Here is a 23,394-nt window from a genome sequence, read left to right on the forward strand (position 1 = left end):
CCGACGTGCCCTTCAGCTTCCAGGCTCCAGCGGCAGAGCGACCTGGAACCGCGTGTCACCCGGCCGCGACTCCACCCGGATGTCGCCTCGGTGCTTGTTGACCACTATCCGCCACGAGATCTCCAGCCCGAGTCCGGTGCCCTCGCCGACCGGCTTGGTGGTGAAGAACGGCTCGAAGATCCGGCTCTGCACCTCCGCCGGGATGCCGGGACCGGTGTCGCCGATCTCCACGACGAGGTGTCTGTCCCGCCGGAACGTGCGCACGGTCAGCGTTCCCGAGCCGCCCATCGCGCCCAGGGCGTTGTCGATCATGTTCGTCCACACCTGGTTGAGCTCACCTGCGTACGCGGAGATCGCGGGCAGCGTCCTGTCGTAGTCCTTGACGACCTGGACGTCCCCGAGCTTCCCGCCGAACATGACCAGGGTGGAGTCGAGCAGCTCGTGCACGTCGACCACCTGGAACGGCGCGCGGTCCATCTGCGAGTACTGCTTGGCGGCACCGACCAGGGTGGACACCCTGGTGGTCGCGTCCTCGATCTCGTTCATCAGCATCTCGGTCTCGACCGTGTACCTGAGCCAGTGCACGGCGGACCCCGTCATCGCCGCCGGGCACGCCGTGAGCGAGTTCTCCAGCCACTCGACGTCCAGTCCGGCCGCGACCAGCACGGGTGCGACGTCCCAGCCGCCGCCGATGTCGTGGTCGTCGAGCCAGTCGGCGACCTCGTCCTCGGCGTCGCTGGCCTGCAACGGGCTGAGCTTCGGCGCCTTGGCGACCCGTTCGACCGCCTTCTCCTGCAGCTTGACCAGGGCCGGGAGCTCGGACGGGTCGATCGCGCCCTGCGCCAGGAGTGCGAGCTTGTGCCGCATGCCCGCGACCCGTTCGCGCAGCGCCGCCGTCGCCCGCACGGCGGCCGCCGCCGGGTTGTTGAGCTCGTGCGTGAGGCCCGCGGACAACGCGCCGAGTGCGGTGAGCCGTTCGTGCTGGCCCACCGTCGCCTGGGTGTTCCGCATGCCCCAGAAGAGGCCTTCCAGCAGGTGCATGGCCATCGGGAACCACGTGCGGATCATCGGCCCGAACTCGTCGGCGTCGAACTGCAGCATCGACGTGGCGGTGATCGACTCGACGGTCATCTGGTAGGTCGGCTGGTCGAGCTCCAGATAGGCCTGGGTGGCACCGAAGTACGAGCCGCGCAGGTCGCTGCGGCTCACCTCGATGCGCTGGCCGCCGATCGTGCGGCACAGGGCGACGGTGCCCCCGAGCAGCACGAAGAAGCACGTCGCGGGCTCGCCCTCGGTGAGCACGGGTGTGCCCGCCTCGCGGGTCTCGACGTGGCCGTGGGCGGCCAGCCACTCCAGCTGGGCGTCGTCGAGCTTCTCGAACAGGAACAGCGCGCGCAGCTCCGCCGCGGTGAGCCTCTCCATCACGACCTCTCCAGGTAGCGGTGGACCAGGGTGACCGCCATGGCGCCCTCACCGACGGCGGACGCGACCCGCTTCACCGAGTCCGCACGGACGTCGCCCGCGACGAACACGCCGGGCAGGTTGGTCTCCAGGTGGTACGGCGCCCGTTCGAGGTCCCAGCCGGGAGGGGAGCCGCCGAGGTCGGGCCCGGCGAGGAGGAACCCGTGCTCGTCCCTCTCCAGCGTGCCGTCCAGCCAGTCCGTGCGCGGGGCGGCGCCGATGAACGCGAACAGCCAGCTCGCCGGGACGGTCGTCGTCTCGCCGGTCTTGTTGTGCAGCAACGTGAGCGTCTCCAGGTGGCCCTCGCCGGCGCCGCCGCAGATCTCGGTGTGGGTGCGCACCTCCACGTTCGGGATCGCCGCGAGCTGGTCGATCAGGTAGCGCGACATGGACGACTCCAGCGAGTCGCCGCGCACCAGGATCACGACCTTGCGCGCGTGCCCGGAGAAGTAGACGGCCGCCTGCCCGGCGGAGTTCGCGCCGCCGACCAGGTAGACGTCCTGGCCCGCGCAGTTCGGGCCCTCGGTGGTCGAGGCGCCGTAGTACACGCCACGGCCGGTCAGGTCGCCGAGTCCGGGCGCGTCGAGCAGCCGGTACGACACGCCGGTGGCGAGGATGACGGTGTGGGCTGCCAGTTCGGTGCCGTCACCGAACCGCACGACGCGCGCGGCTCCCCGGCGTTCGAGGGCGACGACGTCACGGGTGGTGAGCAGCTCGACGCCGAACTTGACCGCCTGCCTGCGGGCCCGTTCGGTCAGCTGACCGCCGGAGACCCCGTCCGGGAAGCCCAGGTAGTTCTCGATGCGGCTGCTCGTGCCGGCCTGGCCGCCGGTCGCGATCCGTTCGACGAGGACGGTCCGCAGTCCCTCCGACCCGCCGTACACCGCCGCGCCGAGCCCCGCGGGCCCGCCGCCCACGACGATCAGGTCGTAGAACTCGGCCGACGGCTGCGTGCTCAGGCCCACCTCGGCCGCGAGCTCCGCGTCGGACGGGTCGACCAGTGCCCTGCCCTGCGCCGTCACCACGACGGGCAGGGTCGTGCCGTCCTGGTGCGCCGCGGTCAGGAGACACCGCGCCTCCGGCTCGTCGAGCGCGTGCCAGCGGAACGGAACGCTGTTGCGGGCCAGGAAGTCGCGCACCTCGTAGGAACGCGGTGACCAGCGGTGCCCGACCACCCGCACGCGCTGCGGCGGCTGCCGGTCGCTCACGGCCCACGCCCGCAGCTGCTCGTCGAGCACCGGGTAGAGGTTCTGCTCCGGCGGGTCCCACGGCTTGAGCAGGTAGTGGTCGAGGTCCACGACGTTGATCGCCTGGATCGCGGCGTCGGTGTCGGCGTAGGCCGTGAGCAGCACCCGTCTTGCCTGCGGGAACACGTCCATGGCCTGTTCGAGGAACTCGATGCCGCTCATCTGCGGCATGCGGTGGTCGGCGAGCAGCGCCGCCACCTCCTCGCCGCGCAGCTTGATCTCGTGCAGGGCTTCGAGCGCCTGGGACCCGGACTCCGCCCGCACGATCCGGTAGTGCTCGCCGTACATCCGGCGCAGGTCCCGCGCCACCGCCCGCGACACGGCGGGGTCGTCGTCCACCGTGAGGATCGAAGGCCGCGCGACGCGACCGGCAGTCGTCATGCGTCCAGTCAAACACCACAACTCGCCGATGGCCGCGATCGAGGTACCGTCACGCCGTGACCACTACGTGCGAACACGTCGCCGAGCTGGGTGCCGAGCCCGCACCCAGCACCCTCGAAGGCTGCGAAGACTGCCTGGCCGTCGGCGGCAGGTGGGTCCACCTGCGCCTGTGCCTCAGCTGCGGCAAGGTCGCGTGCTGCGACTCGTCGCCCGCCAAGCACGCCTCGAAGCACTTCGCCGACGAGGGCCACCCGATCATCCGCTCGTTCGAGCCGGGCGAGACCTGGCGCTGGTGCTTCGTGGACAACACGCTCGTGTGACCGCCTGGGTCCTCAGCGCCGCGGTTCCCAGCGGAACAGGCGGGAGGCGAGCACGGCCGCGACGACCACCCACGCGAGCGTCGGGGCCAGCAGGAGCAGGGAGTCCGTCACCGCGACGCCGCCGCTCCAGGCGTTCACGACGAGCTCGGTCGCCGATCCGCCCGGCAGCAGCCGCTTGAGCAGCGTGAGCTCCTCGGTGCCGCTGATCCCGACCCAGCTGGCGACGGCGATGACGCCGAGGCAGACGGGCAGCGTCGTGACCTGCGCGTGCTCCGGCGAGTTCGTCAGCCCGGCGGTGGCCAGCGCCAAGCCGACCATCATGAGCACGGTCGTGACGACCGCCAGTGCCAGCAGAGCGAGGTTGTCCGGTGCCGTGGTGACCGCGGCGAGCACGGCCATGATCGCGACCACCTGGACGAGCGCGACCGCGGTGGCGGGCAGCACGAGTCCGGCGAGGATGCCCGCGTCGCCGGCGGCGGTGGACCGCAGCCGCTTGAGGAACAGGTTCTGGCGCCGTGACGCCAGCGTGGTGACCGAGCTGGCGTAGAGGCCGAACGCGCAGACCGTGAACATCACGATCGCCGCGATGTAACCCAGGCTGCCGACCTGGGAGAACAGGTCGTGCTGGTAGATGAAGAACGCGCTGACGGCGATGGGCATGACGAAGCTGGTGACCAGCACCGACCGGTTGCGGAAGATCTGGGTCAGTTCGCTGAGGAAGATCGGGAGCACAGCGGTGTCCTTTCCGGACTGAAGGGGATCAGGAGCCGATGGCGCGGAAGACGTCGTCGAGACGCGTCGGACCGGCCTCCAGGTCGCGCAGTTCGAGGTTGTTGTCCTCGGCCCAGCGCAGCAGCGCCGACATGGACCGCTGGAGCTCGAACGTCTCGACGAGGTACCGGCCGTCGCCCTCGCGCGTCGCGTCGAGCGGCAGCACCGGTGCGGGCGTCGGCAGACCGAAGCGGATCACCGACGGCAGCGTCCTGGTCAGCTCGGCGACGGTGCCCTCGCGGTGGAACGTGCCGCGGTGCATCAGCCCGATGCGGTCGGCGTGTTGCTGCGCCTCTTCGAGGTAGTGCGTCGTGAGCACGACGGTGGTACCGGTCTCGCGCATCCGGTCCACTGTGGACCAGAGGTCGTCGCGGGACTGGATGTCCAGGCCCGTCGTGGGTTCGTCGAGGAACACCAGCTCGGGGGTTCCGTACACGGCGGTAGCGAAGTCGAGGCGCCGCTTCTCACCGCCGGACAGCTGCGACACCCTCGTGTCCGCCTTGCGGGTGAGGTCGACGACGTCGAGCACGCGTCCGACCTCGTCCGTGCGCCGGGTGAGCGCCCCGACCAGCCCGACGGACTCCGCGACCGTCAGGTCCGGCGTGAAACCGCTGTCCTGCAACATGATCCCCATCCGCGGACGGACGGCGGAGCGGTCGGCCGGGTCGTGCCCGAAGACCCGCACCGTGCCCGAGGTGGCCTTGCGGTGGCCCTCGATCGTCTCCAGTGTCGAGGTCTTGCCCGCGCCGTTCGTGCCCAGCAACGCGTAGAGCTCGCCCCGCTGCACGTGGAACGACAGGTCCTGCACGGCGTGGAAGTCGCCGTACCGGACGTTCAGGCGTTCCACTTCGATGACTGGTGTGGTCGACATGGCGTTGATTCCACCGGTCGCGGCCGTTTATCGGCAGTGTCACCACGTCATCACCCGACGATGACATTTGTGCCCCCGAAGGCATGACGTGGCGTCACTGGTGCCGTTGTGGACGCGGCGAAATACTGGTCGGGTGATAACGCCCGTACCGCCCAGCTACGCCGACTCCGCTCGGGGGCGGATGAGCAGGCTGAACATCACCACGCAGCTCGCGGTGATCATTCCGGTCGGGACGCTGCTGGTCGTGCTGGACTCCCAGGTCTGGTGGGAGGCGCTCGTCCTCACCCTCGGCCTGCTCACGTCCATCCTCGCCGTCGTGCTCTGGGCGAGGGACGACATCCAGCGCTTCGCCCTGCCGTTGCTGGGAACCAGTACTGCGGTGTGGACCTTCGGCGCGCTGGTCAGCGGGAGCACCACGGCGTTCTACAGCATCACGGTCGTGGGGCCGCTCATCGTGCCGCAGCTGCGGCGGCACCGGATCCCGGCCGCCGTGGGGGTCGTCCTGTTCGTCGCGGCGGCGGGCGCGTCGAGGTTGCTGGTGTCGCAGGGGAGCGCGACCTCGACGGCGTTCCACTTCGTGCTGGTCCCCACCGCCGTCATGGTCGTCACGCTCGGGTTCATGTTCGCCAACGACGCCTTCTACCGCGTCCTGGAGGAACTGGACGAGGCACGCGAGCACGAGGCGGAGCTGGCCGTCGCGCGCGAGCGGATCCGGTTCGCGAGCGAGCTGCACGACATCCAGGGCCACACCCTGCACGTGGTGAAGCTCAAGACCGCGCTGGCGGAGAAGCTGGTGCGCCGCGACGCCGGCCGCGCGGAGGAGGAGCTGCGGGAGATCCACGCCCTCGTCGGCGACACGATCAGGCAGACCAAGGAGCTCGCGTACGCGCAGCGGCGGCTGAACCTCGCCGGTGAGCTGGAGAACGCGAAGAACCTGTTCGAGGCGGCGGGCATCCGCGTGCGGATCGTGCGCACCGCACCCACCGGCGAACGCGCGGGGGAGCTGCTAGGCCAGGTGCTGCGCGAGACGACGACCAACATCCTCAGACACGCGCAGGCGGGGCAGGTGCGCATCACGCTCTCCGAGTCCGGGATCACGATCGTCAACGACGGCGCGTCCGGGGACGACCCGCCCGAGCTGCGAGGACTGTCCACGCTCAGGGACCGGCTCGCCGGTTTCGGGGGAGAGCTGACGGCGACGCAGGCGGACGGCGAGTTCACCACCGCCGCGGTCGTGCCGTCCGAGGTGACGCGATGACGACGGTGGTGCTGGCGGATGACGAGGCCCTGCTGCGCAAGGCGATGGCGGCGCTGCTCCCGATGGAGGGCGACATCGTCGTTCTGGCCGAGGCCGAGAACGGCGAGCAGGCCGTCGCGGCGACGCTCGAACACCGCCCGGACGTGCTCGTGATCGACCTGGAGATGCCGACCCTGGACGGTCTGGGCGCGGTGGCGGAGATCCGCCGCGCGCTGCCTGGCCAGGTGGTCCTCATGCTGACCAGGCACGCGCGCCCCGGCGTGCTGCGCAAGGCGCTCAAGCTCGGCGTGCAGGGGTTCGTGAGCAAGTCCGCCGACCCCGCGCACATCACGTCGGTGATCGCCGCGCTGCACAGCGGCAGGCGGTGGATCGACCCGGACGTCTCGGCGCTCGCCGTGGCCGACGACTGCCCGCTCACCGACCGCGAGGTCGACGTGCTGCGCGCGACCTCGGAGGGGTACTCGGTGGCCGACATCGCGCGGCAGCTCCACCTCGCCGACGGCACCGTGCGCAACTACCTGTCGAACGCGATGCAGAAGACCCAGACCAAGACGCGGCACGAAGCCGCCCGCTACGCACGAGAACACGACTGGCTCTGAGAGGAACGACACCATGCTGATCGTCGAGGACCTCGCCCTGCTGCTGATGGACGACGAGTCCGGCACCCCGGCCGCCGCCGGAACGCTCCACTACACGATGGGCGGCGCGGTGCTGGTGGAACTCGCCCTCGCAGGCCTCGTCGAGGTGCGGGACAAGAAGGTCGTCGTCGCCGGCAGCGCACCGGAGGACCCGCTGCTGCGGTCGGGTTACGAGAAGGTCGCCGAGAAGCCCCGTTCCGTCGACTCCGTGCTGCTCAAGATCGGCGCCGACATGTGGTCCCAGGTGGTCGAGCGCCTGATCGAGCGCGGACTGATCGCCAGGGAGAAGAAGCGGGTGCTGGGCCTGTTCCGCATGACCACCCTGCCCGCCACCGACACGAGCCACGAGGAGGAGGTCCGCCAGCGCATCCGCGCGGTGCTGGTCGACGGCGAGACCCCGGACGCCCGCACCGCCGCACTCACCGCGCTGCTGTCCGCCAGCGGCGCCCTGCCCGCGTTGCGGCCGCAGCTGGCGTGGTCGGGCGACGTCGCCCGGCGGGCGAAGGAGCTGGAGGAGGGCAACTGGGGCGCGGAGGCGGTGAGCGCCGCGGTGACCAGGACGGCGGCCACGATCGCCGCGTCGACCGCCGCCGTCACGGTCGCCGTGGTGGCGACGACGGTGACCTGATCCCGCTCGCGTCCGAGCGGGGGCCCCTCAGCCCGACCTGATCGCGCTCGCGTTCGAACGGGCTCCTCAGCCCTTCTTCCCCGCGGCCACCAGAGACACGACCGCCAGCCCGGTGTTGACCGCGGAGATGATCGTGGTCAGCTTCGCCGCCTTGGCCGGGAGCTCGCCGCGCCTGCCCGCGTAGACCGCGGCGGCCGTGTCCGTGGCGTGGATGAGCACGGCCTGGCGCAGGACTCGGTGCGCGTTCGCGTCGTCGCTCTTCAACGTCAGCAGGTCGACGCCGAGGACGAGGGTGCGGATGCCGAACATGCGGGCTGGGTAGACAAAACGCCTGTCGTCGCCCAGTTCGTCGCCGAGGCTCTTGGCCATCTTCTCGGCGGCGAACAGGCCCAACGCGCCGTTGAAGATCCGGACGCAGGCCAGTGCGGTCCGTGTGACATCACCCAGCTTCATGTCGCCACCTCGTGTTGATCTCTGCGGGATTCTAGGCGCTCGGTCAGCCACCGCTCGACGTCGTCGCGGGCCTGCCGGGCGATCTTCGTGTCGCGGTTCGTGAAACCGTGCTGCGACTCGGGGTAGATCCTGAGGTCGACCGCGCCTCCGGACGCGACGACCCGTGCCGCCAGGGCGAGGTTGTCCTCCAGCAGGACGTCCAGCGCGCCGACGACCACGAGCAGCGGAGGCAGGCCCCGGAGATCGCCGAAGACGGGGGAGACGTCCGGAACCGTCCTGTCCGCCCCACCCGCGTAGGCCTTGATGAAGTACTCGTCGGCGATCAGCCGGCCGGCGGGGGTGAGGCCGCTCAGGTCGTACGTGCCGAACTGGAGCACCGCGCCCGTGAACGGGTGGTCGCGCAGCCGGAGCAACGTCGTCATGGCGAGCGTTGCTCCCGCCGAGAAGCCGCCGAGGGCGAGGTTCGTCGTGCCGAACTGCTCGTGGGAGTGCTCGATCAGCCAGCGCGCGGCGGTCTCCGCGTCGTCGGGCGCGGCCGGCCAGGGGTGTTCCGGGGCCAGACGGTAGTCGACGGCCACGACGACGATGCCCAGCGCGTCGGCGAGTCGCTGGTCGCGCTCGTCGTCCTGCGGTGTGGCGCCCAGGTAGAAGCCGCCGCCGGGGAAGTGCAGGTAGACGCCGTGCGGCGGGCCTTGAGGGCGGAAGATCCTGACGTGCGCACGCCGGTCTCCGAACTCGATCGGGACCGACTTCCCCGACGGCCTGATCGCGGCGCGGAGGTCGCGCAGTTCGTCCGGGCCGGAAGGGCCGCGGCGGGTTCCCCTGGCGGCGTTCGCGGACCTGGCCTCCTCGACGTGTCGCAGGAGACCGGGGTCGATGAAGCTGTTCAGATCCAGCCGCACTGGGCATCCCCTCTGGCAGGTCGGCGAAGTCGCCGAGTCAACCAGAGAGGAGCCGCGATGATCGGCCTCACGGTGGTGGTGGGGTACGGGGACGCCGCCCTGGACGTCCTACGGCACCTCCCGCTGGACCGCGCCGAGGTCGCGGTGCTCGACGTCGACGACGTCGCGCTGACCGGTGCGATGGCCAACGGTGCCAGGGTCGTGCGGGGTGACGGGCGGGACATGTGCGCGTTGCAGCAGGCCGAGGCGCAGTTCGCGAAACGGGTGGTCGTCGCCGTTCCCGACGACCTGGACGGTCTGCTGATCACGATGGTCGCGCGGGGGCTGAACCCGGCGGCGACCGTCGTCGCGGCGGTGCGCGACCCGGCCAACCAGGAGCTGTTCGGCAAGCTGGGCGCGGACGAGGTCTTCGTCCACGCCCGGTCCTCCTAACGTCCCAGCACGTGCCTGAGCGCGGCCGCCAGGGTCGGGTGGCGGAACGCGTGGCCCGCCTTGGTCAGCGCGGCGGGCCTGACCAGCTGGCTCGCCCCGGCCAGTTCGCGGGCGCCCTGCTCACCGAGCAGGAGCCGCGGCCCGAACGACGGCACCGGCAGCACCGCGGGCCGGTGCAGCACCTTCGCGAGCGTCGCGGTATAGGTGCTGTTGCGGACGGCTTCCGGGGCGACGGCGTTGACCGGTCCGCGCAGCGAGTCGTCGTAGAGGGCGCGGTGGTAGACGTCGACCAGGTCGTCCAGGCCGATCCACGACTGCCACATCCGCCCGTCGCCGAGCCTGCCGCCCAGCCCGGCGGCGAACAGCGGGTGGAAGATCCGCAGCGTGCCGCCGTTGGGCGACTGGACGATCCCGGTGCGGACGTTGACCACTCGCACGCCGGAGACCTCGGTGGCGGCCTCCCAGTCGGCGACCACGTCCGCGAGGAAGCCGTCGCCGCGCTCGCTGTCCTCGGTGAGCTCCTCGTCGCCGCGGTCGGCGCCGTAGTAGCCGATCGCCGACGCGCTGACGAACACCGGCACCCCGCTGGCGGCGGCCAGGTCGGCGAGCGCCCTGGTCGGTCCGATGCGGGAGGAGCGGATGGCCTGCTTGTGCGCCTCGGTGAACCTGCCCGCGATCGACGCGCCCGCGAGGTGCACGACAGCGTCCACATCGGACAGGAGGTCGGCCGCCGGTCGGTCGGGGTCCCAGCGGCGTTCGTCAGGACCGGTGGGGGCGCGGCGAACCAGCTTCACGACCCGGTGGCCCGCCGTGCTGAGGAACGACCACAGCGCCGTGCCCACGAACCCGCTGGCACCCGTCATCGCCACCGTGATCGGCCGGTCGCCCGCTTCCCGCGCGGCCGCCTGGGCTGCCAGGTCGGCGGCGAGCTGGCGGTGCCGGTAGGCGAACATCGACCGCAGCACCACGCCGGGAACCTGCGTCTCCACCCGGTCGGTCATCCGCGTGCGGTCCCCCTCCGCGGCGAAGTCGTGGTTGTGCCGCCACTTCAGCGCCCAGCGCAGCGGCGCGGAGTCCAGCTCGTCGACGAACCGGTTCGGCGGCGCGAACTCGGTGTGCCGGGCACCCCAGCGCAGCCCCAGCGGCAACCCCAGCACCGCACGTCCGCCGTCGAGGGTGTCGGCCTCGCGCACGACGCCCACCGGCTGCCACGGCGGCGTGAGCCGGTGGATCGCGCCCGGCCGCGCGTGCCAGGCGAACACCTCGTCCAGGGGAGCGTCGACGACGCTGGAGAAGATCAGGGACATGCCTCCACGCTAGGGGCGCCCTGCGGCGTTCGCATGACGGCGCCTCGCCGCCCGATGCGGGAAGCAACTGCTCCGAACGTTCGCATCACTCCTCGTGTCGTTGCGATCTCGCACGGTCACCGCTAGGGTTAATGATCTGGGAGCGCTCCCAATCCGCCGCCGCTCGATCATCGAAGATCGGAGGCTCGCTCATGCGCACGTTCGGATCTCTCACCAGACGGCGCGGCTTCGTCGCCGTGATCATCGGCGCACTGGTCTGCACGTTCCTCTGGACGCCCACCGCCTCGGCACACGGCACGATCGTCGGCCCGGCCACCCGCGCCTACCAGTGCTGGCAGACGTGGGGGAGCCAGCACACGAATCCGGCCATGCAGCAGCAGGATCCCATGTGCTACCAGGCGTTCCAGGCCAACGCCGACACGATGTGGAACTGGATGAGCGCGCTGCGGGACGGTCTGCGCGGCAACTTCCAGGGATCCACTCCGGACGGTCAGCTGTGCGGCAACGGCCTGTCCCGCAACAACTCGCTGAACACCCCGGGCAGGTGGAAGACCACCGCGCTGGGGGCGAACTTCGAGATGCACCTGTACGACCAGGCCAGTCACGGAGCCGACTACCTGCGGGTCTACATCAGCAAGAACGGGTTCGACCCGACGACCCAGCGCCTGGGGTGGGGCAACCTCGACCAGGTGACGCAGACCGGGAGGTTCGCTCCTGCCAAGGACATCCGGTTCAACGTCCAGACGAACGGCGGCTACCGGGGTCACCACGTGGTGTTCACGATCTGGCAGGCGTCGCACACGGACCAGACGTACATGTGGTGCAGTGACGTGAACTTCGGCTAGACGGCGAGGTGGTGCGTGCTCCTGAGTGGAGCACGCACCACGTCGTCACAGCGCGCCGACGGCCTCGCAGGCCTTGCGCACGCCCTCGCCGTACGCCGGATCGGCCTTGGCGCAGTGGGCGATGTGCCGTTCGACGGTCTCCCTGCGAGCGCCCTTGATGGCCCGCGCGGTGTTGTCGAACAACGCCTGCTGCTGCTCGCCGGTCATCAGCCGGAACAGATCTCCCGGCTGCTCGTAGTAGTTCGAGTCGTCCTCGCGGAAGTCGAACCGGTCGGCGACCGCGCCGACGCCCTGAGACGGCTCCGCGTAGGCGGGCTGCTCGGCCCAGCGGCCGAAGTTGTTCGGCTCGACGCCGGGCACCCCGCCCTGGTTGCCGTCGACCCGCATCGCACCGTCGCGGTGGTAGATGTTGACCAGGCGCGCGCCGTTCGGGTGGTTCACCGGGATCTGGTGGTGGTTGACGCCCAGCCGGTACCGCGCCGCGTCGCCGTAGGAGAAGAGCCTGCCCTGCAACATCTTGTCGGGGCTCAGCGAGATGCCGGGCACGACGTTGGCCGGGGTGAACGCGGCCTGCTCGACGTCGGCGAAGTAGTTGCCGGGGTTGCGGTCCAGCCGCATCTCGCCCGCCTCGACCAACGGGTAGTCCTTCTTGCTCCACACCTTCGTGAGGTCGAACGGGTGGAAGCGGTAGCCGGCCGCGTCGGCCTCCGGCATCACCTGCACGTAGAGCTTCCAGACCGGGAACTCGCCGCGTTCGATGGCGTCGTACAGATCGCGCTGGTGCGACTCGCGGTCACGGCCGATCACCTGGCCCGCCTGCTCGTCGGTGAGGTTCTCGACGCCCTGCTGCGTGCGGAAGTGGAACTTGACCCAGTGCCGCACGCCGTCCGCGTTGATCATGCTGTAGGTGTGCGACCCGAACCCGTGCATGTGCCGGTACGAGCGCGGGATCCCCCTGTCGCTCATCACGATCGTCACCTGGTGCAGCGCCTCTGGCAGGTTCGTCCAGAACCCCCAGTTGTTCTCGGGGTCGCGCAGGTTGGTCCGCGGGTCGCGCTTCACGGCGCGTGCCAGGTCGGGGAACTTCAGCGGGTCGCGGAAGAAGAAGACCGGCGTGTTGTTGCCGACCACGTCCCAGTTGCCCTCGCTGGTGTAGAACCGGGTCGCGAAGCCGCGGATGTCCCGTTCGGCGTCGGCCGCGCCGCGCTCACCCGCGACGGTCGAGAACCGCACGAACATCTCGCACTGGTTGCCGACCTCGTCGAACAGCGCCGCACTCGTGTACGCGGTCAGGTCGCCGGTGACGGTGAACGTGCCGAACGCGCCGGAGCCCTTCGCGTGCATCCTCCGCTCGGGGATGACCTCGCGGTCGAAGTGGGCGAGCTTCTCCAGCAACCACAGGTCCTGCAGCAGAACCGGTCCGCGCGCACCCGCGGTGAGGCTGTTCTGGTTGTCCGCCACCGGGGCGCCGGCGGCGGTGGTGAGGGGATTGGTGTTGTCCTCGAACGACATCAGGTGAACCTTCTCCGATCAGGGGAGGGGGACGCGCGGCCGGCACGAGGGGCACAGCCCCCGGTGCAGGACCTCGGTCTCGTCGACGCGGAACCCGTGCGCCTGCGGGAGTGTGCGAGGCGTGACGCCCGGCTCGACGTCGGCCAGCGCGCCGCACTCCCGGCACAGCACGTGGTCGTGGGCGTGCGCGCGCAGCTCGAACAGGGCTCGCGGCCCCGTCTCGATCCGGCGCACCAGCAGGGCCTCCGACAACGCCGTCAGCACGTCGTAGACGGCCTGCGTGGACACGGAACCGAGGTCCTCGCGCACAAGCCGCACCAGTTGCTCCGCGTCGGCGTGCGGGTGCTGTCCAAGCGCGACCAGCACCGCGATCCGTTGCTTCGTGACCCTCAACGAGGCCCCGCGCAACGCGGCGACCGGATCTTCTGCGCTCACGTCCACTCCAAGTAGTTAGGACTCCTAGCCACGCTGTGGCATGCTGAGCGCCCCGAAGACAAGAACGGTTCCAGGAACGAGGTCGTCCATGAGCGGTGCGCACGTGTCGGTCGTGTCGACGGGGGTGGTGCGGCCGTTGGCGTGGCGCGGCCGCCCGGTGACCTCCGCGATCGCGAAGTCACCCGTGTCCGGGCCTGCCGAGGTCGGCCCGCTCGGGCTGGCGGGGGATCAGCAGGGCGACCGCGAGCACCACGGCGGGCCCGACAAGGCGGTGCTGCTCTACCCCGGCGAGCACTACGCGGCCTGGGCGGAGGAGGTCGGTGACCTCGCCACGCCCGCGTTCGGCGAGAACCTCACGACGTCCGGACTGCTGGAGAGCGACGTCGTGCTCGGTTCGGTCTACTCGGTCGGATCAGTGCTGCTGCAGGTCACCCAGCCGCGCAGGCCCTGCTACAAGCTCGCGGCGCACCACGGGATCAAGGACATGGCCGTGCGCACCCAGGACACCGGACGCACCGGGTTCTACTGCCGGGTGCTGCGGCCGGGACGCCTCGTGGCGGGCGACGCGCTGGAGCTCACGACCAGGCCGTCGCACGGGGTCACCGCGGCCGAGGTGCACCGCGTGCTCAACGTCGACCGCGACGACGAGATCGCCGTGCGCAGGCTGCTGCGGCACTCCTACGTGCTGCCCGAGTCGTGGGTGAAGGTGTTGCGCCGCCGGATCGACGGCGATCTTGAAGACCAGGCCGCACGCCTGGGAGGCTGATCCTCAGCCGCGCCCGCGCTTCGCCGGCACGTCCACCGGTTCGTGCTCCGGGCAGTCGGTCCGCAGGTTCGCCAGCGGCAACGGCGTGCGCAGCAGGTGGCAGTGGTGCGGCACGGCCGGGTCCGGGTGTTCGTCGCGCCCGAAGAACCGGCACGTCGTGCACATGCGCGTCACGCTGACCACGCCCGCGCGCTGCAGGTCCGCGATGACGCGCAGCAGCGTGTGCAGCGTCGTCGCGCGATCCTCGCCGGAGATGCCGGCGAGCGCCGCCGTCAATGGATCGTCCCAGGAGGACAGTCCACGTGCGACGTCCTCGCCGGTGCCGGTCAGCGCCAGCGTGCGCCTGCGTCCGTCCGAGCCGGGGGAGCGGCTCACGAGTTCCTTGCGCTCCAACGCCGTCACGGCGTCGGACATCGTCGGCGTGGTCACGTCGAACTCGGCCGCGAGCGCGGCCACCTCGCCGCGCGCCTGCGACCCGCGGGACAGCGCGAGCACCACCTGCTGCTGCAACGGCGACAGCCCGTGCTCCCTCGCCGTGCGCTGCGCCAGTGAACGCATGCCGTGCCCGAGCCGCTCGAGCGCGTCGGCCAGCCGGCGGTCGAGCCCGGCCGTGCCGTCGGTGTCAGTCATGCGTTCCGCCTCGCCAGTGGGACCTTCCCCGGCGATCGTACGTGCATTCCCGGTTGAGACCTGGATCACCCGCCGCAGAAGTTGGTAGGAGTCCTACCTAGTTTGTGGCAGTCTGTGGTCACCCCCACCGCGGAACTCCGACATCGCGAAGGAAGCGACATGACGTCTCCCGAGCCCGTTCCGGGCTACACCCACGACGACCCCGGTCTCGCGCCGTCATCGGTCACACCGGCGGATCTGGAGCTCCTGAAGGCCAGCGTCCTCTTCGGGCCGGCGGACGAGGAGGCGCTGCGCCTGGCCGGCGAGGTCCTCAGTGGACAGATCGACCAGGTGCTGGACGTCTGGTACGGGTTCGTCGGCTCCCACCCGCACCTCGTGGCCTACTTCTCCACACCGGACGGCACGCCGATCGACGACTACCTGGCGCGGGTGCGGGCCCGGTTCGCCCGCTGGATCGTCGACACCTGCACGCGCCCGTACGACGAGCGCTGGCTGGCCTACCAGCAGGAGATCGCGCTGCGGCACACCGACGCCAGGAAGAACCTGACCGACCACGCCGACTCGGTGCCGCACATCCCGTTGCGCCACGTCATCGCGTTCATCTACCCGATCACCGCGACGATCCGCCCGTTCCTCGCGGCCGGCGGCCACGACCACGAGCGGGTCGACGCCATGTTCCAGGCCTGGTTCAAGGCGGTCACCCTGCAGGTCGCGCTCTGGTCGCAGCCCTACGCCGGCAGGGGCTGGTGACGCCGTGAGCCTCCTGCTGTCCCCGTCGAGCGGACTCCTGTCTCCCGCGATGCCCTGGGAGACAACGGAGTGGTTCAACAGCGAGCCGTTGAACCTCGCCCAGCTGCACGGCCGCGTCGTCGTGCTCGAAGCGTTCCAGATGCTGTGCCCCAGCTGCGTCAGCCACTCGCTCCCGCAGGCCGTGCGCCTGTCCAGGACCTTCGGTGACGAGCTCGCCGTCATCGGCCTGCACACCGTGTTCGAACACCACAAGGCCATGACACCGACGAGCCTCAAGGCGTTCCTGCACGAGTACCGCATCCCGTTCCCGGTCGGCGTCGACGCGCTGCGCAGCGCGCACCCGGCGCCGGTCACCTTCAGCCGCTACCGCATGCAGGGCACGCCCACCACGGTCCTCATCGACCGCGACGGCATGCTGCGCGGCCAGAAACTCGGCCCGGTCGACGACATGTCGCTGGCCTCGGCCGTCACCAGGTTGCTCGACGGCGCCGTACCGCCCGCGGTCTGCGCCATCGACGGCACCTGCACCTGATCCCGCCCAACCATTAGGAGAACCGGAAATGTCCCGCGTCGAACTCACGAACCCCGACCAGATCACCGACGAGCGCGCCGAGACCCTGGCGCAGATCAAGGGCGCCTTCGGCGTCGTGCCGAACATGTTCAAGGCCGTCGCCCACTCACCAGCCGCGCTGCAGAGCATGTGGGCGCAGTTCGGCGCGCTGGGCAAGGGCGCGCTCGGCGCCAAGCTCGGTGAGATGGTCGCCGTCGCCGTCGCCGACCAGAACCGTTGCGACTACTGCCTTTCCGCGCACACCGTGCTCGGGAAGAAGGCGGGTGCCACCGCCGACGAGATGAGCGCCGCGCAGAACGGCAAGTCGGACGACCCGCGCGCCGCCGCCGTCCTGACGCTCGCCACCTCACTGGTCGAGAAGCGCGGCCAGATCGCCGACACCGACGTCCAGGCCGCGCGCGACGCCGGACTGAGCCAGGAGGAGATCGTCGAGACGGTGGCGCACGTGGCCCTGAACGTGTTCACCAACTACGTCAACGTGGCCCTGGACGTCCCGGTCGACTTCACCCGCGTCGCCCTGACCCGCTGACAGGGGTCCTAAATGGACGCCGTCGTGCCGCGCGCCACATAACGGGCCGTCGGCGACCAGCGCACCGCCACAGGCCCGCCGTCGATCCGTTCCAGCACCGACTCCGCCACCGACACGCCGAACTGGTGCACGTCGACGCTCATCGTCGTGAGCGCGGGGGAGGCCAGCCGGCACAACGTCGAGTCGTCCCACGCCACCAGGCTGAGACGATCCGGCACCGCGACCCCGAGCTCGGCGGCCGCGGCGAGTCCGGCCACGGCCATCACGTCGTTGTCGTAGAGGATCGCGGTGGGCGGCTCGGGCCCGGTGAGCAGCGAGGTGGTGAGCTTGGCGCCCGCCTCCTCGGAGTAGTCGCCCTCGACGAGCACCGGTTCCACACCCGCGTCCGCGCACCCCGCGAGCAGCGCGTCCGTGCGGGCACGGGTGTGCAGCAACGCCGACGGGCCGGTGACCCGCGCGATCCGCCGGTGTCCCAGGTCGAGCAGGTGCCCGAGCGCCTCCGCGACCGGGCCCGCGTGGTCGGTGAGGACGGACGGCAGCAGGGGGTCGTCACCGACCACGACGGCGGGCAGCCCGATCCCGGCCAGCACGGCCGGGCGCGGGTCGTCCGCCACCGGGTTCACCACCACGACGGCGTCCACGAGACCGCGGGCCGCCCACCGGCGGTAGGCGGCGATCTCGGCCTCGTGGTCGGCCACGACGTGCAGCAGCACGGACAGGTCGCGCTCGGCGAGCCGTTCCTCGATGCCCGCGATGAACTCCATGAAGAACGGCTCGACGCCGAGCAGGCGTGCGGGCCGCGCGAGCACCAGCCCGACCGCGCCCGCCGGTTCAGCGGACATCGGGCACCGCGCGCAGGTCGTTGGCACAGCGCAGAACGAGCGGCCCGGTGAAGGCGGCGGGGTCGACGACGGCGTCCGTGCGGACGTGGAACACGCGCACCTCTCCCGCCAGCATCGGCACGAGCGAGTCGTCCACCACGGCGTCCGGCGCGACCCGGTCGGCCAGCACCACCACGTCGCGGGCGAACGAGTCCGCGCGCACCTCGACCTCGTACCCGCCGCGCACGGCTTCGGCCTGCGCGGCGAGGGGACGCGGGTCGTAGGACAGCTCGACGTCCTCCCGGAACGGCAGGATCGCGCGGGCCTCGGCAGTGGTCGCCACCATCACCTCCGCGTCCTCGTGTCCCGGTCGCAGCAACGCCTCGTCCAGGTCCACGGCGAGGACCGAGCGGGGCGGCACCGTCCGGCGCAGTCTAGTCAGGTGCAGCGTCACACCCCGGAACGTCTGCCGGTCCAGGGTGAGGTGCGCGTCCCACGGCTCGTCGTGGTCGTTGACCGCGATCAGCACCGTCCGGTCGCCGCGCGGCTGGAAGGTCAGCAGCCGGGGCGCGAACGCGTGCCGCAGCCCGTACCAGAGCGGCTTGCGCCGTTCCTCGCCGTCGACCGCCGCCCAGGACGTGACGGGCCAGCAGTCGTTGAGCTGCCACACGACAGCGCCCGCCGTGCGCGGCCACCACGAGCGGAAGTGCTCGACGCCGAAGCTCACGGCCCGCGCCTGGTTGAGCTGAGTCGCCCAGTGCCAGTCCTCGAACCGCGCGGGCACGGGCAGGTGCCCCGCCAGGCCGCGCACGAGCTTGCCGTTGCCGTCCTCCGCCTTCTGGTGCAGCAGGAAGCTCGGCGACTCCGGTGTCAGCGGCCGGTCGTGGATCCAGCGCGTGAGCGTGGACCACGCCGGTGGGCCCTGGAAGCCGAACTCCGAGCAGAACCTCGGCACGTGGTCGCGGTAGCGCCGGTAGTCGACCTGGTTCCAGACCTGCCAGTCGTGCCGCGTGCCGTGGTCCTCGTCGTTCGGGTGGTGGTCGCCGGGGCTGTACGGGCTGCTGGGGCAGTAGAACCGGGTCGGGTCGAGCTCCGCCACGATCGACGGCAGCAGGTCGTCGTAGTAGCCGCGGCCCCACGTGCGGCCGTCGAGCTGCTCCGGCCAGCCCCAGTCGGCGAACCCCCACAGGTTCTCGTTGGAGCCGTTCCACAACGCCAGCGAGGCGTGGGACATCAGACGCGCCACGTTCTCGCGCGCCTCGGCCTCCAGCTCGCCGCGCAGCGGTTCCTCCTCCGGGTACGCGGCGCAGGCGAACGGGAAGTCCTGCCACACCAGCACACCGCGTTCGTCGCAGACGTCGTAGAAGTCGTCGGACTCGTAGATCCCGCCGCCCCACACCCGGAGCAGGTTGAGGTGCGCGTCCACGGCCTGGTCGACGCGCCGCACCACCCGGTCGCGGGTGATCCGGGTGAGGAAGTGGTCGTCGGGGATCCAGTTGGCGCCCTTCACGAACAGCGGCTTGTCGTTCACGACGACCATGAACGGCGTGCCGTGCTCGTCCGGTGTCGTGTCGACGGTGATCGTGCGGAACCCGATCCGCTTCGACGTGCTGTCGAGCCGTTCCGCGCCGCTCAGCACGACCTCCAGGTCGTAGAGCGGCTGCCCGCCGTGGCCCACCGGCCACCACAGCTCGGCGTCGGGCACGTCGACACGGGCGACCACGGTCTCCTGGCCGGCGGGAACGGCGACGGTGTGCCGGTGAGCGCCCACGGTGATCCGCAGCGTGAGGTCCTCGTCCGCCGCCCACTCCAGGTCGACGTGCAGCTCGACCTGACCGGTGCCGCCGGCGACCGTCACGATCGGACGGACCCGCGCGAGACGCGCGGTGTGCCAGCGCTCCAGCCGCACCGGCCGCCAGATCCCGGCGGTCTGCAGGTCGGGACCCCAGTCCCAGCCGAAGCTGCACGCCATCTTGCGGATCATGTTGAACGGGTGGGCGTTGACGTGCTCGCGGCGACCCAGCGCGGCCTCGACCTTCTCGGCGTGGGTCAGCGCCGAGGAGAACGACACGGTGAGGTCGTTGGCGCCGTCCCGCAGGAGCTCCCGCACGTCGAAGCGGTGGCCGCGGTGCATGTTCGCGGTCTGGCCGAGCACCGCGCCGTTGAGCTCGACCGCGGCGATCGTGTCCAGGCCGTCGAACACGAGGTCGGCCCGCTGCCCGGACGTGACGGCGGCGGCGAGGAACGTGGTGCCGTACCGCCAGTCCGCGCGGTGCATCCACGTCAGCTCCTCCTCGGCCCTGTCGAGGAACGGGTCGGTGATCAGCCCGGACGCGAGCAGGTCGAGGTGCGTGCTCCCGGGCACGGTCGCGGGCACCGTCCTGCCGCGGACGTTGTCCGGTACCTCGGTCGTGGTCGCGGTCAGCTGCCAGCCGTCGTGCAGGTACTGGCGGATCAAGACGAACCTCCCAGGCGGAAGCGGGTGTCGGGGTCGGGCGCGGCGGCGGCGAGCCGGCGGGTGTACGGGTCCTCCGGACGCAGCAGCACGTCGTCGCTCGGCCCGCGTTCGACGACGCGGCCGCGGTGCATCACCAGGACCTCGTCGGAGAAGTGCCGGGCGGTGGCGAGGTCGTGCGTGATGTAGAGGACGGCGAGGTCCTCCTCGCGTTGCAGGCGGTCGAGCAGCTTGAGCACGCCGAGCCGGATCGAGACGTCCAACATGGACACCGGCTCGTCCGCGACGATCACCTTGGCGCCCGGTGCGAGCGCGCGGGCGATCGCGACCCGTTGCCGTTGCCCGCCGGAGAGCTCGTGCGGACGACGGCGTGCGAAGTCCGGGCTCAGGCTCACGCGCTCCAGCAGGTGGGGGACCTCTGCTCGTGATCGTCCGTGCAGGAGCAACGGCCGGGCGAGGTGGTGCTCGACCGTGTGGAACGGGTTGAGGGACGCGAACGGGTCCTGGAAGATCATCTGCACCTGGTCGCGGTAGGCGCGCCGGGGCACGGGGGAGCCGTCCGGCCCGGTCAGCGCGATCGTTCCGGACGTCGGGCGGACCAGGTGGGCGATCATCCTCGCCACCGTCGATTTCCCCGATCCGGACTCGCCGACGAGCGCGACGGTCCGTCCTGCGGTGAGCGTGAACGAGACGCCGTCGACCGCGCGGTGCCGGTGGAACGTCTTCGTGAGGTCGCGGACTTCGAGCGTGGTCAAAGCAGGGCTCCTCGCTCGCCGGTCAGGCTCGGGAACGACGCCAGCAGCTGCCGCGTGTACGGGTGCTGGGGCCGCAGGTACATCTCCTCGGCCGTGGCGTACTCGACGACCTCGCCGTCGCGCATCACCGCGATCCTGTCGCTCAGCTCCAGCAGCAGCGGCAGGTCGTGGGTGATGAACACGACCGCGAACCGCAGGTCGTCGCGCAAGCGCCTGATCTCGTTGAGGATCTCCCGCTGCACCAGCACGTCGAGCGCGGTGGTGGGCTCGTCCATGATCATGACCTGCGGTTCGAGCAGCAACGCCATCGCGATCATGACGCGCTGCCGCATGCCTCCGGACAGCTCGTGCGGGTACGAGCCGAGCCTCGCCGGGTCGACGCCGACCAGCCGGAGCACCTCCGCGCACCGGTCCTCGCGGTCCGAAGAGGACATCGACGGCCTGTGCGTGCGCAGGACGTCCTGCAGCTGCGCCCGGATCGGGGTGACCGGGTTCAGCGAGTTCATGGCGCCCTGGAAGACCATCGACAGCCTGACCCAGCGGAACGCGCGCAGCTCGTCCGGGTCCAGTGCCAGCACGTCGATCCCGTCGAACACGACCGACCCGGACGTGACCTCCGCCGGCGGCCGGTGCAGGCGGTTGATCGCGTAGGCGAGTGTGGTCTTGCCGCATCCCGACTCGCCCGCCAGGCCGAGGATCTCGCCGCGCCGCAACGTCAGCGACACGTCCTTGACCGCGTGCACGGGTGTGGCGCCCTGGTAGACGACGTTGAGGCCGCTGACCGTCAGGACGGCGTCGTCGGATTCCACCACGGGCGTGGTGGCCACGACGTCACTCCGGCGCCGGGCCTTGTCGCGCAACGCCGGGTTGATGATCTCGTCGATGCTGAAGTTGATGAGCGACAACGCACCGCCGAACAACGCGATGATCAGTCCCGGCGGGACGAACCACCACCACGCGTCCCGTTGCAGCGCGAACCCGTTCTGCGCGTAGTAGAGCATCGTGCCGAGCGTCGAGGAGTCGGCAGCCCCGAGCCCGAGGAACGCCAGTCCGGCCTCGCTCAGGATCGCCAGCACGACGGCGAACACGAACTGGGAGGCGAGGATCGGCAGCAGGTTCGGCAGGATCTCCACGCAGATCACCCGCCAGGTCTTCTCACCGGACACCCGCGCCGCGGCCACGTAGTCCCTGTTGCGCAACGACAACGTTTGCGCGCGCAGGACCCGTGCCGCCGCGGCCCATCCGGTGATCGCCAGCACCAGCGAGATCGTCCACGTGCCGCGCTGGTCGGCCGGCACGAACCCGGCCACGACGATCACCAGCGGCAGGCCGGGGATCACCAGCATCACGTTGGAGAACAACGAGAACACCTCGTCCACGACCCCGCCCGCGTACGCGCCGACGATGCCGAAGATCCCGGACAGCACGGTCGCCATGACCCCGACCAGCAGGCCGATCCACAACGAGCCGCGGGTGGCGTGGGTGAGCTGGGCGAGCACGTCCTGGCCGGTGATGGTGGTGCCCAGGAGGTGGTCACCGCCGGGCGGGACGAGGCCGATGTCCCTGATCGTGGCCGGATCACCGGTGAGCAGGGGACCGAGCAGTCCGAAGAGGACGATCAGCCCGGCGAGGACCAGGCCGCCGGCGAGCTTCTTCTTCATGACACCGTGCTCCGATCCCTCGTGCGGGCGTCGATCAGCCCGTAGAGCAGGTCGACGAGCAGGTTCGCGCCGAGCACCGCGATCGTGATCACCAGGAAGATGCCCTGCATGAGCGCGTAGTCGTTGTTCTGCACGGCCTGCAGGAGCTTCGAGCCGATGCCGGGGTAGGAGAACACCTGCTCGGTGACGATCGACCCGGACACCACGAACCCGAGTGAGATCGCGAACCCGGCGACGGACGGCAGCACGGCGTTGCGCGCCGCGTACCGGACCATGACCCTGCTGCCGGTCAGGCCCTTGGCCCGCGCCGTCAGCACGTAGTCCTCCGACATGGCCGAGACCATCATGTTGCGCATCCCGAGCAGCCAGCCGCCGACGGACGAGATCACGATCGTCAGCGCGGGCAACGTGCCGTGGTAGAGCGCGGAGCCGAGGAACTCCGGACTCCAGCCGGGGTCCAGGACCACGTCGTAGCCGCCGTTGAGCGGGAACCAGCCGAGGCCCGACGACAGCAGCGCGACCAGGATCAGCGCCAGCCAGAAGTACGGCACCGCCGACAACATCGTGGTCGCGGGCACCAGGGAGTCGAGCCACGTGCCGCGCTTCCAGCCGACCAGCGCGCCGAGCCCGACACCGAGCACGAACGAGATCAGCGTCGCGAGCCCGACCAGCACGACCGTCCACGGCAGCGAGTCGCCGATCACGTCCGAGACCTTCGCCGGGAACGCGCTGACCGACACCCCGAGGTCGCCGCGCAGGAGGTTGCCCAGGTACGCGAGGTACTCCTGCGCGAACGACTCGCGCCCGCCCGTGCCGAGCAGCGTCTCGTAGGCCTGGCGCGCGGCGGGGTCGACCGACCCGCCGCGCTGCTGGAGCTTGGCCATCAGGATGTCCACCGGGTTGCCCGGCAGCAGTCGCGGGATGACGAAGTTCAGCGTCACCGCCGCCCACAGCGCCGCCAGGTAGAAGGCGACCTTGCGCAGGTGGTAGCCCAT

At 70.7% G+C, this 23,394-nt stretch carries 25 protein-coding genes; 10 read left to right on the forward strand and 15 right to left on the reverse strand.

What is annotated here, in order from left to right; genetic code table 11:
- Positions 1-12 precede the first annotated feature (12 nt).
- Positions 13-1,422, reverse strand: coding sequence for an ATP-binding protein (locus tag ACFWN2_RS39515; RefSeq protein WP_382435689.1), 1,410 nt, complete (start codon positions 1,420-1,422; stop codon positions 13-15).
- Positions 1,422-3,089: an FAD-dependent oxidoreductase gene (locus tag ACFWN2_RS39520; RefSeq protein WP_382435690.1), complete on the reverse strand. Its 1,668-nt coding sequence runs from the start codon at positions 3,087-3,089 to the stop codon at positions 1,422-1,424. Before ACFWN2_RS39520 ends, ACFWN2_RS39515 begins: the two co-directional genes overlap by 1 nt.
- Before the next feature lie 56 nt (positions 3,090-3,145).
- On the opposite strand from ACFWN2_RS39520, the gene ACFWN2_RS39525 reads away from it, so the two are divergent.
- Positions 3,146-3,409, forward strand: a complete 264-nt coding sequence (locus ACFWN2_RS39525) for a UBP-type zinc finger domain-containing protein (RefSeq protein WP_382435691.1) — start codon at positions 3,146-3,148, stop codon at positions 3,407-3,409.
- A 12-nt stretch (positions 3,410-3,421) separates the two neighbouring features.
- Here the strand turns inward: ACFWN2_RS39525 and ACFWN2_RS39530 are convergent, their stop codons facing one another.
- Both ACFWN2_RS39530 and ACFWN2_RS39535 read right to left on the reverse strand, forming a co-directional pair.
- The gene (locus ACFWN2_RS39530; RefSeq protein ID WP_382435692.1) at positions 3,422-4,141 is read right to left on the reverse strand and encodes an ABC transporter permease; all 720 of its coding nucleotides are present in this window, start codon (positions 4,139-4,141) and stop codon (positions 3,422-3,424) included.
- A 28-nt stretch (positions 4,142-4,169) separates the two neighbouring features.
- The gene (locus tag ACFWN2_RS39535) at positions 4,170-5,051 is read right to left on the reverse strand and encodes an ABC transporter ATP-binding protein (RefSeq protein WP_382435693.1); all 882 of its coding nucleotides are present in this window, start codon (positions 5,049-5,051) and stop codon (positions 4,170-4,172) included.
- A 133-nt stretch (positions 5,052-5,184) separates the two neighbouring features.
- Between ACFWN2_RS39535 and ACFWN2_RS39540 the strand changes: the two genes are divergently transcribed.
- From ACFWN2_RS39540 to ACFWN2_RS39550, 3 genes are read left to right on the forward strand one after another with little or no spacing between them, the layout of a single operon-like run.
- Positions 5,185-6,309 carry a sensor histidine kinase gene (locus ACFWN2_RS39540; RefSeq protein ID WP_382435694.1) on the forward strand — a complete coding sequence of 375 codons (1,125 nt, stop codon included), beginning with the start codon at positions 5,185-5,187 and terminating at the stop codon, positions 6,307-6,309.
- Positions 6,306-6,908: a DNA-binding response regulator gene (locus tag ACFWN2_RS39545; protein ID WP_382435695.1), complete on the forward strand. Its 603-nt coding sequence runs from the start codon at positions 6,306-6,308 to the stop codon at positions 6,906-6,908. Before ACFWN2_RS39540 ends, ACFWN2_RS39545 begins: the two co-directional genes overlap by 4 nt.
- A 13-nt stretch (positions 6,909-6,921) precedes the next feature.
- The gene (locus ACFWN2_RS39550; RefSeq protein WP_382435696.1) at positions 6,922-7,575 is read left to right on the forward strand and encodes a GPP34 family phosphoprotein; all 654 of its coding nucleotides are present in this window, start codon (positions 6,922-6,924) and stop codon (positions 7,573-7,575) included.
- Between the two features lie 66 nt (positions 7,576-7,641).
- On the opposite strand, the gene ACFWN2_RS39555 is transcribed toward ACFWN2_RS39550, so the two are convergent.
- Together ACFWN2_RS39555 and ACFWN2_RS39560 are read right to left on the reverse strand one after the other, a co-directional pair.
- The gene (locus tag ACFWN2_RS39555; RefSeq protein WP_382435697.1) at positions 7,642-8,028 is read right to left on the reverse strand and encodes a hypothetical protein; all 387 of its coding nucleotides are present in this window, start codon (positions 8,026-8,028) and stop codon (positions 7,642-7,644) included.
- Positions 8,025-8,930, reverse strand: a complete 906-nt coding sequence (locus tag ACFWN2_RS39560) for an alpha/beta hydrolase (protein ID WP_382435698.1) — start codon at positions 8,928-8,930, stop codon at positions 8,025-8,027. The genes ACFWN2_RS39555 and ACFWN2_RS39560 overlap by 4 nt, the downstream gene beginning before the upstream one ends.
- A gap of 57 nt (positions 8,931-8,987) precedes the next feature.
- Between ACFWN2_RS39560 and ACFWN2_RS39565 the strand changes: the two genes are divergently transcribed.
- A complete protein-coding gene (locus ACFWN2_RS39565; protein ID WP_382435699.1) occupies positions 8,988-9,362 on the forward strand; it encodes an NAD(P)-binding protein in 375 nt (124 codons plus the stop codon).
- On the opposite strand, the gene ACFWN2_RS39570 is transcribed toward ACFWN2_RS39565, so the two are convergent.
- Positions 9,359-10,669 carry a TIGR01777 family oxidoreductase gene (locus tag ACFWN2_RS39570; RefSeq protein ID WP_382435700.1) on the reverse strand — a complete coding sequence of 437 codons (1,311 nt, stop codon included), beginning with the start codon at positions 10,667-10,669 and terminating at the stop codon, positions 9,359-9,361. The two genes, ACFWN2_RS39565 and ACFWN2_RS39570, sit on opposite strands and share 4 nt — an antisense overlap.
- A 191-nt stretch (positions 10,670-10,860) precedes the next feature.
- On the opposite strand from ACFWN2_RS39570, the gene ACFWN2_RS39575 reads away from it, so the two are divergent.
- Entirely contained in the window at positions 10,861-11,514 is a 654-nt protein-coding gene (locus ACFWN2_RS39575) for a lytic polysaccharide monooxygenase (protein WP_382435701.1), read from the forward strand.
- A gap of 45 nt (positions 11,515-11,559) precedes the next feature.
- On the opposite strand, the gene ACFWN2_RS39580 is transcribed toward ACFWN2_RS39575, so the two are convergent.
- Positions 11,560-13,026: a catalase gene (locus ACFWN2_RS39580; RefSeq protein WP_382435702.1), complete on the reverse strand. Its 1,467-nt coding sequence runs from the start codon at positions 13,024-13,026 to the stop codon at positions 11,560-11,562.
- A gap of 18 nt (positions 13,027-13,044) precedes the next feature.
- Complete coding sequence (locus ACFWN2_RS39585; RefSeq protein ID WP_382435703.1) at positions 13,045-13,461, reverse strand: Fur family transcriptional regulator; 417 nt, start codon at positions 13,459-13,461, stop codon at positions 13,045-13,047.
- Positions 13,462-13,549: 88 nt separating this feature from the next.
- On the opposite strand from ACFWN2_RS39585, the gene ACFWN2_RS39590 reads away from it, so the two are divergent.
- Positions 13,550-14,227, forward strand: a complete 678-nt coding sequence (locus ACFWN2_RS39590) for an MOSC domain-containing protein (RefSeq protein ID WP_382435704.1) — start codon at positions 13,550-13,552, stop codon at positions 14,225-14,227.
- Between the two features lie 3 nt (positions 14,228-14,230).
- Here ACFWN2_RS39590 and ACFWN2_RS39595 read toward each other — a convergent pair whose 3' ends face one another.
- Positions 14,231-14,857, reverse strand: a complete 627-nt coding sequence (locus ACFWN2_RS39595; RefSeq protein WP_382435705.1) for a MarR family winged helix-turn-helix transcriptional regulator — start codon at positions 14,855-14,857, stop codon at positions 14,231-14,233.
- Positions 14,858-15,016: 159 nt separating this feature from the next.
- Here ACFWN2_RS39595 and ACFWN2_RS39600 point away from each other — a divergent pair, with 159 nt between their 5' ends.
- From ACFWN2_RS39600 to ACFWN2_RS39610, 3 genes are read left to right on the forward strand one after another with little or no spacing between them, the layout of a single operon-like run.
- A complete protein-coding gene (locus ACFWN2_RS39600) occupies positions 15,017-15,607 on the forward strand; it encodes a protoglobin domain-containing protein (protein ID WP_382435706.1) in 591 nt (196 codons plus the stop codon).
- Positions 15,608-15,611: 4 nt separating this feature from the next.
- Positions 15,612-16,139: a redoxin domain-containing protein gene (locus ACFWN2_RS39605; RefSeq protein WP_382435707.1), complete on the forward strand. Its 528-nt coding sequence runs from the start codon at positions 15,612-15,614 to the stop codon at positions 16,137-16,139.
- 28 nt (positions 16,140-16,167) lie between these two features.
- The gene (locus ACFWN2_RS39610) at positions 16,168-16,707 is read left to right on the forward strand and encodes a carboxymuconolactone decarboxylase family protein (protein WP_382435708.1); all 540 of its coding nucleotides are present in this window, start codon (positions 16,168-16,170) and stop codon (positions 16,705-16,707) included.
- Positions 16,708-16,715: 8 nt separating this feature from the next.
- On the opposite strand, the gene ACFWN2_RS39615 is transcribed toward ACFWN2_RS39610, so the two are convergent.
- The 5 genes from ACFWN2_RS39615 to ACFWN2_RS39635 are packed head-to-tail and all read right to left on the reverse strand — an operon-like array spanning position 16,716 to position 23,394.
- Positions 16,716-17,549: a LacI family DNA-binding transcriptional regulator gene (locus ACFWN2_RS39615; protein ID WP_382435709.1), complete on the reverse strand. Its 834-nt coding sequence runs from the start codon at positions 17,547-17,549 to the stop codon at positions 16,716-16,718.
- Complete coding sequence (locus ACFWN2_RS39620) at positions 17,539-19,986, reverse strand: glycoside hydrolase family 2 protein (protein WP_382435710.1); 2,448 nt, start codon at positions 19,984-19,986, stop codon at positions 17,539-17,541. Before ACFWN2_RS39620 ends, ACFWN2_RS39615 begins: the two co-directional genes overlap by 11 nt.
- Positions 19,983-20,738: an ABC transporter ATP-binding protein gene (locus ACFWN2_RS39625; RefSeq protein ID WP_382435711.1), complete on the reverse strand. Its 756-nt coding sequence runs from the start codon at positions 20,736-20,738 to the stop codon at positions 19,983-19,985. Before ACFWN2_RS39625 ends, ACFWN2_RS39620 begins: the two co-directional genes overlap by 4 nt.
- Positions 20,735-22,399 carry a dipeptide/oligopeptide/nickel ABC transporter permease/ATP-binding protein gene (locus ACFWN2_RS39630; protein WP_382435712.1) on the reverse strand — a complete coding sequence of 555 codons (1,665 nt, stop codon included), beginning with the start codon at positions 22,397-22,399 and terminating at the stop codon, positions 20,735-20,737. The genes ACFWN2_RS39625 and ACFWN2_RS39630 overlap by 4 nt, the downstream gene beginning before the upstream one ends.
- Complete coding sequence (locus tag ACFWN2_RS39635; RefSeq protein ID WP_382435713.1) at positions 22,396-23,394, reverse strand: ABC transporter permease; 999 nt, start codon at positions 23,392-23,394, stop codon at positions 22,396-22,398. The genes ACFWN2_RS39630 and ACFWN2_RS39635 overlap by 4 nt, the downstream gene beginning before the upstream one ends.

The organism is Lentzea sp. NPDC058436 (assembly GCF_042721515.1).
Taxonomy (GTDB): domain Bacteria; phylum Actinomycetota; class Actinomycetes; order Mycobacteriales; family Pseudonocardiaceae; genus Lentzea.

Coding starts and splice junctions, on each gene's coding strand:
- ACFWN2_RS39515 (WP_382435689.1), bottom strand. CDS start 1,422: ATGGAGAGGCTCACCGCGGCGGAGCTGCGCGCGCTGTTCCTGTTCGAG.
- ACFWN2_RS39520 (WP_382435690.1), bottom strand. CDS start 3,089: ATGACGACTGCCGGTCGCGTCGCGCGGCCTTCGATCCTCACGGTGGAC.
- ACFWN2_RS39535 (WP_382435693.1), bottom strand. CDS start 5,051: ATGTCGACCACACCAGTCATCGAAGTGGAACGCCTGAACGTCCGGTAC.
- ACFWN2_RS39545 (WP_382435695.1), top strand. CDS start 6,306: ATGACGACGGTGGTGCTGGCGGATGACGAGGCCCTGCTGCGCAAGGCG.
- ACFWN2_RS39550 (WP_382435696.1), top strand. CDS start 6,922: ATGCTGATCGTCGAGGACCTCGCCCTGCTGCTGATGGACGACGAGTCC.
- ACFWN2_RS39555 (WP_382435697.1), bottom strand. CDS start 8,028: ATGAAGCTGGGTGATGTCACACGGACCGCACTGGCCTGCGTCCGGATC.
- ACFWN2_RS39565 (WP_382435699.1), top strand. CDS start 8,988: ATGATCGGCCTCACGGTGGTGGTGGGGTACGGGGACGCCGCCCTGGAC.
- ACFWN2_RS39570 (WP_382435700.1), bottom strand. CDS start 10,669: ATGTCCCTGATCTTCTCCAGCGTCGTCGACGCTCCCCTGGACGAGGTG.
- ACFWN2_RS39575 (WP_382435701.1), top strand. CDS start 10,861: ATGCGCACGTTCGGATCTCTCACCAGACGGCGCGGCTTCGTCGCCGTG.
- ACFWN2_RS39580 (WP_382435702.1), bottom strand. CDS start 13,026: ATGTCGTTCGAGGACAACACCAATCCCCTCACCACCGCCGCCGGCGCC.
- ACFWN2_RS39590 (WP_382435704.1), top strand. CDS start 13,550: ATGAGCGGTGCGCACGTGTCGGTCGTGTCGACGGGGGTGGTGCGGCCG.
- ACFWN2_RS39595 (WP_382435705.1), bottom strand. CDS start 14,857: ATGACTGACACCGACGGCACGGCCGGGCTCGACCGCCGGCTGGCCGAC.
- ACFWN2_RS39600 (WP_382435706.1), top strand. CDS start 15,017: ATGACGTCTCCCGAGCCCGTTCCGGGCTACACCCACGACGACCCCGGT.
- ACFWN2_RS39610 (WP_382435708.1), top strand. CDS start 16,168: ATGTCCCGCGTCGAACTCACGAACCCCGACCAGATCACCGACGAGCGC.
- ACFWN2_RS39615 (WP_382435709.1), bottom strand. CDS start 17,549: ATGTCCGCTGAACCGGCGGGCGCGGTCGGGCTGGTGCTCGCGCGGCCC.
- ACFWN2_RS39630 (WP_382435712.1), bottom strand. CDS start 22,399: ATGAAGAAGAAGCTCGCCGGCGGCCTGGTCCTCGCCGGGCTGATCGTC.
- ACFWN2_RS39635 (WP_382435713.1), bottom strand. CDS start 23,394: ATGGGCTACCACCTGCGCAAGGTCGCCTTCTACCTGGCGGCGCTGTGG.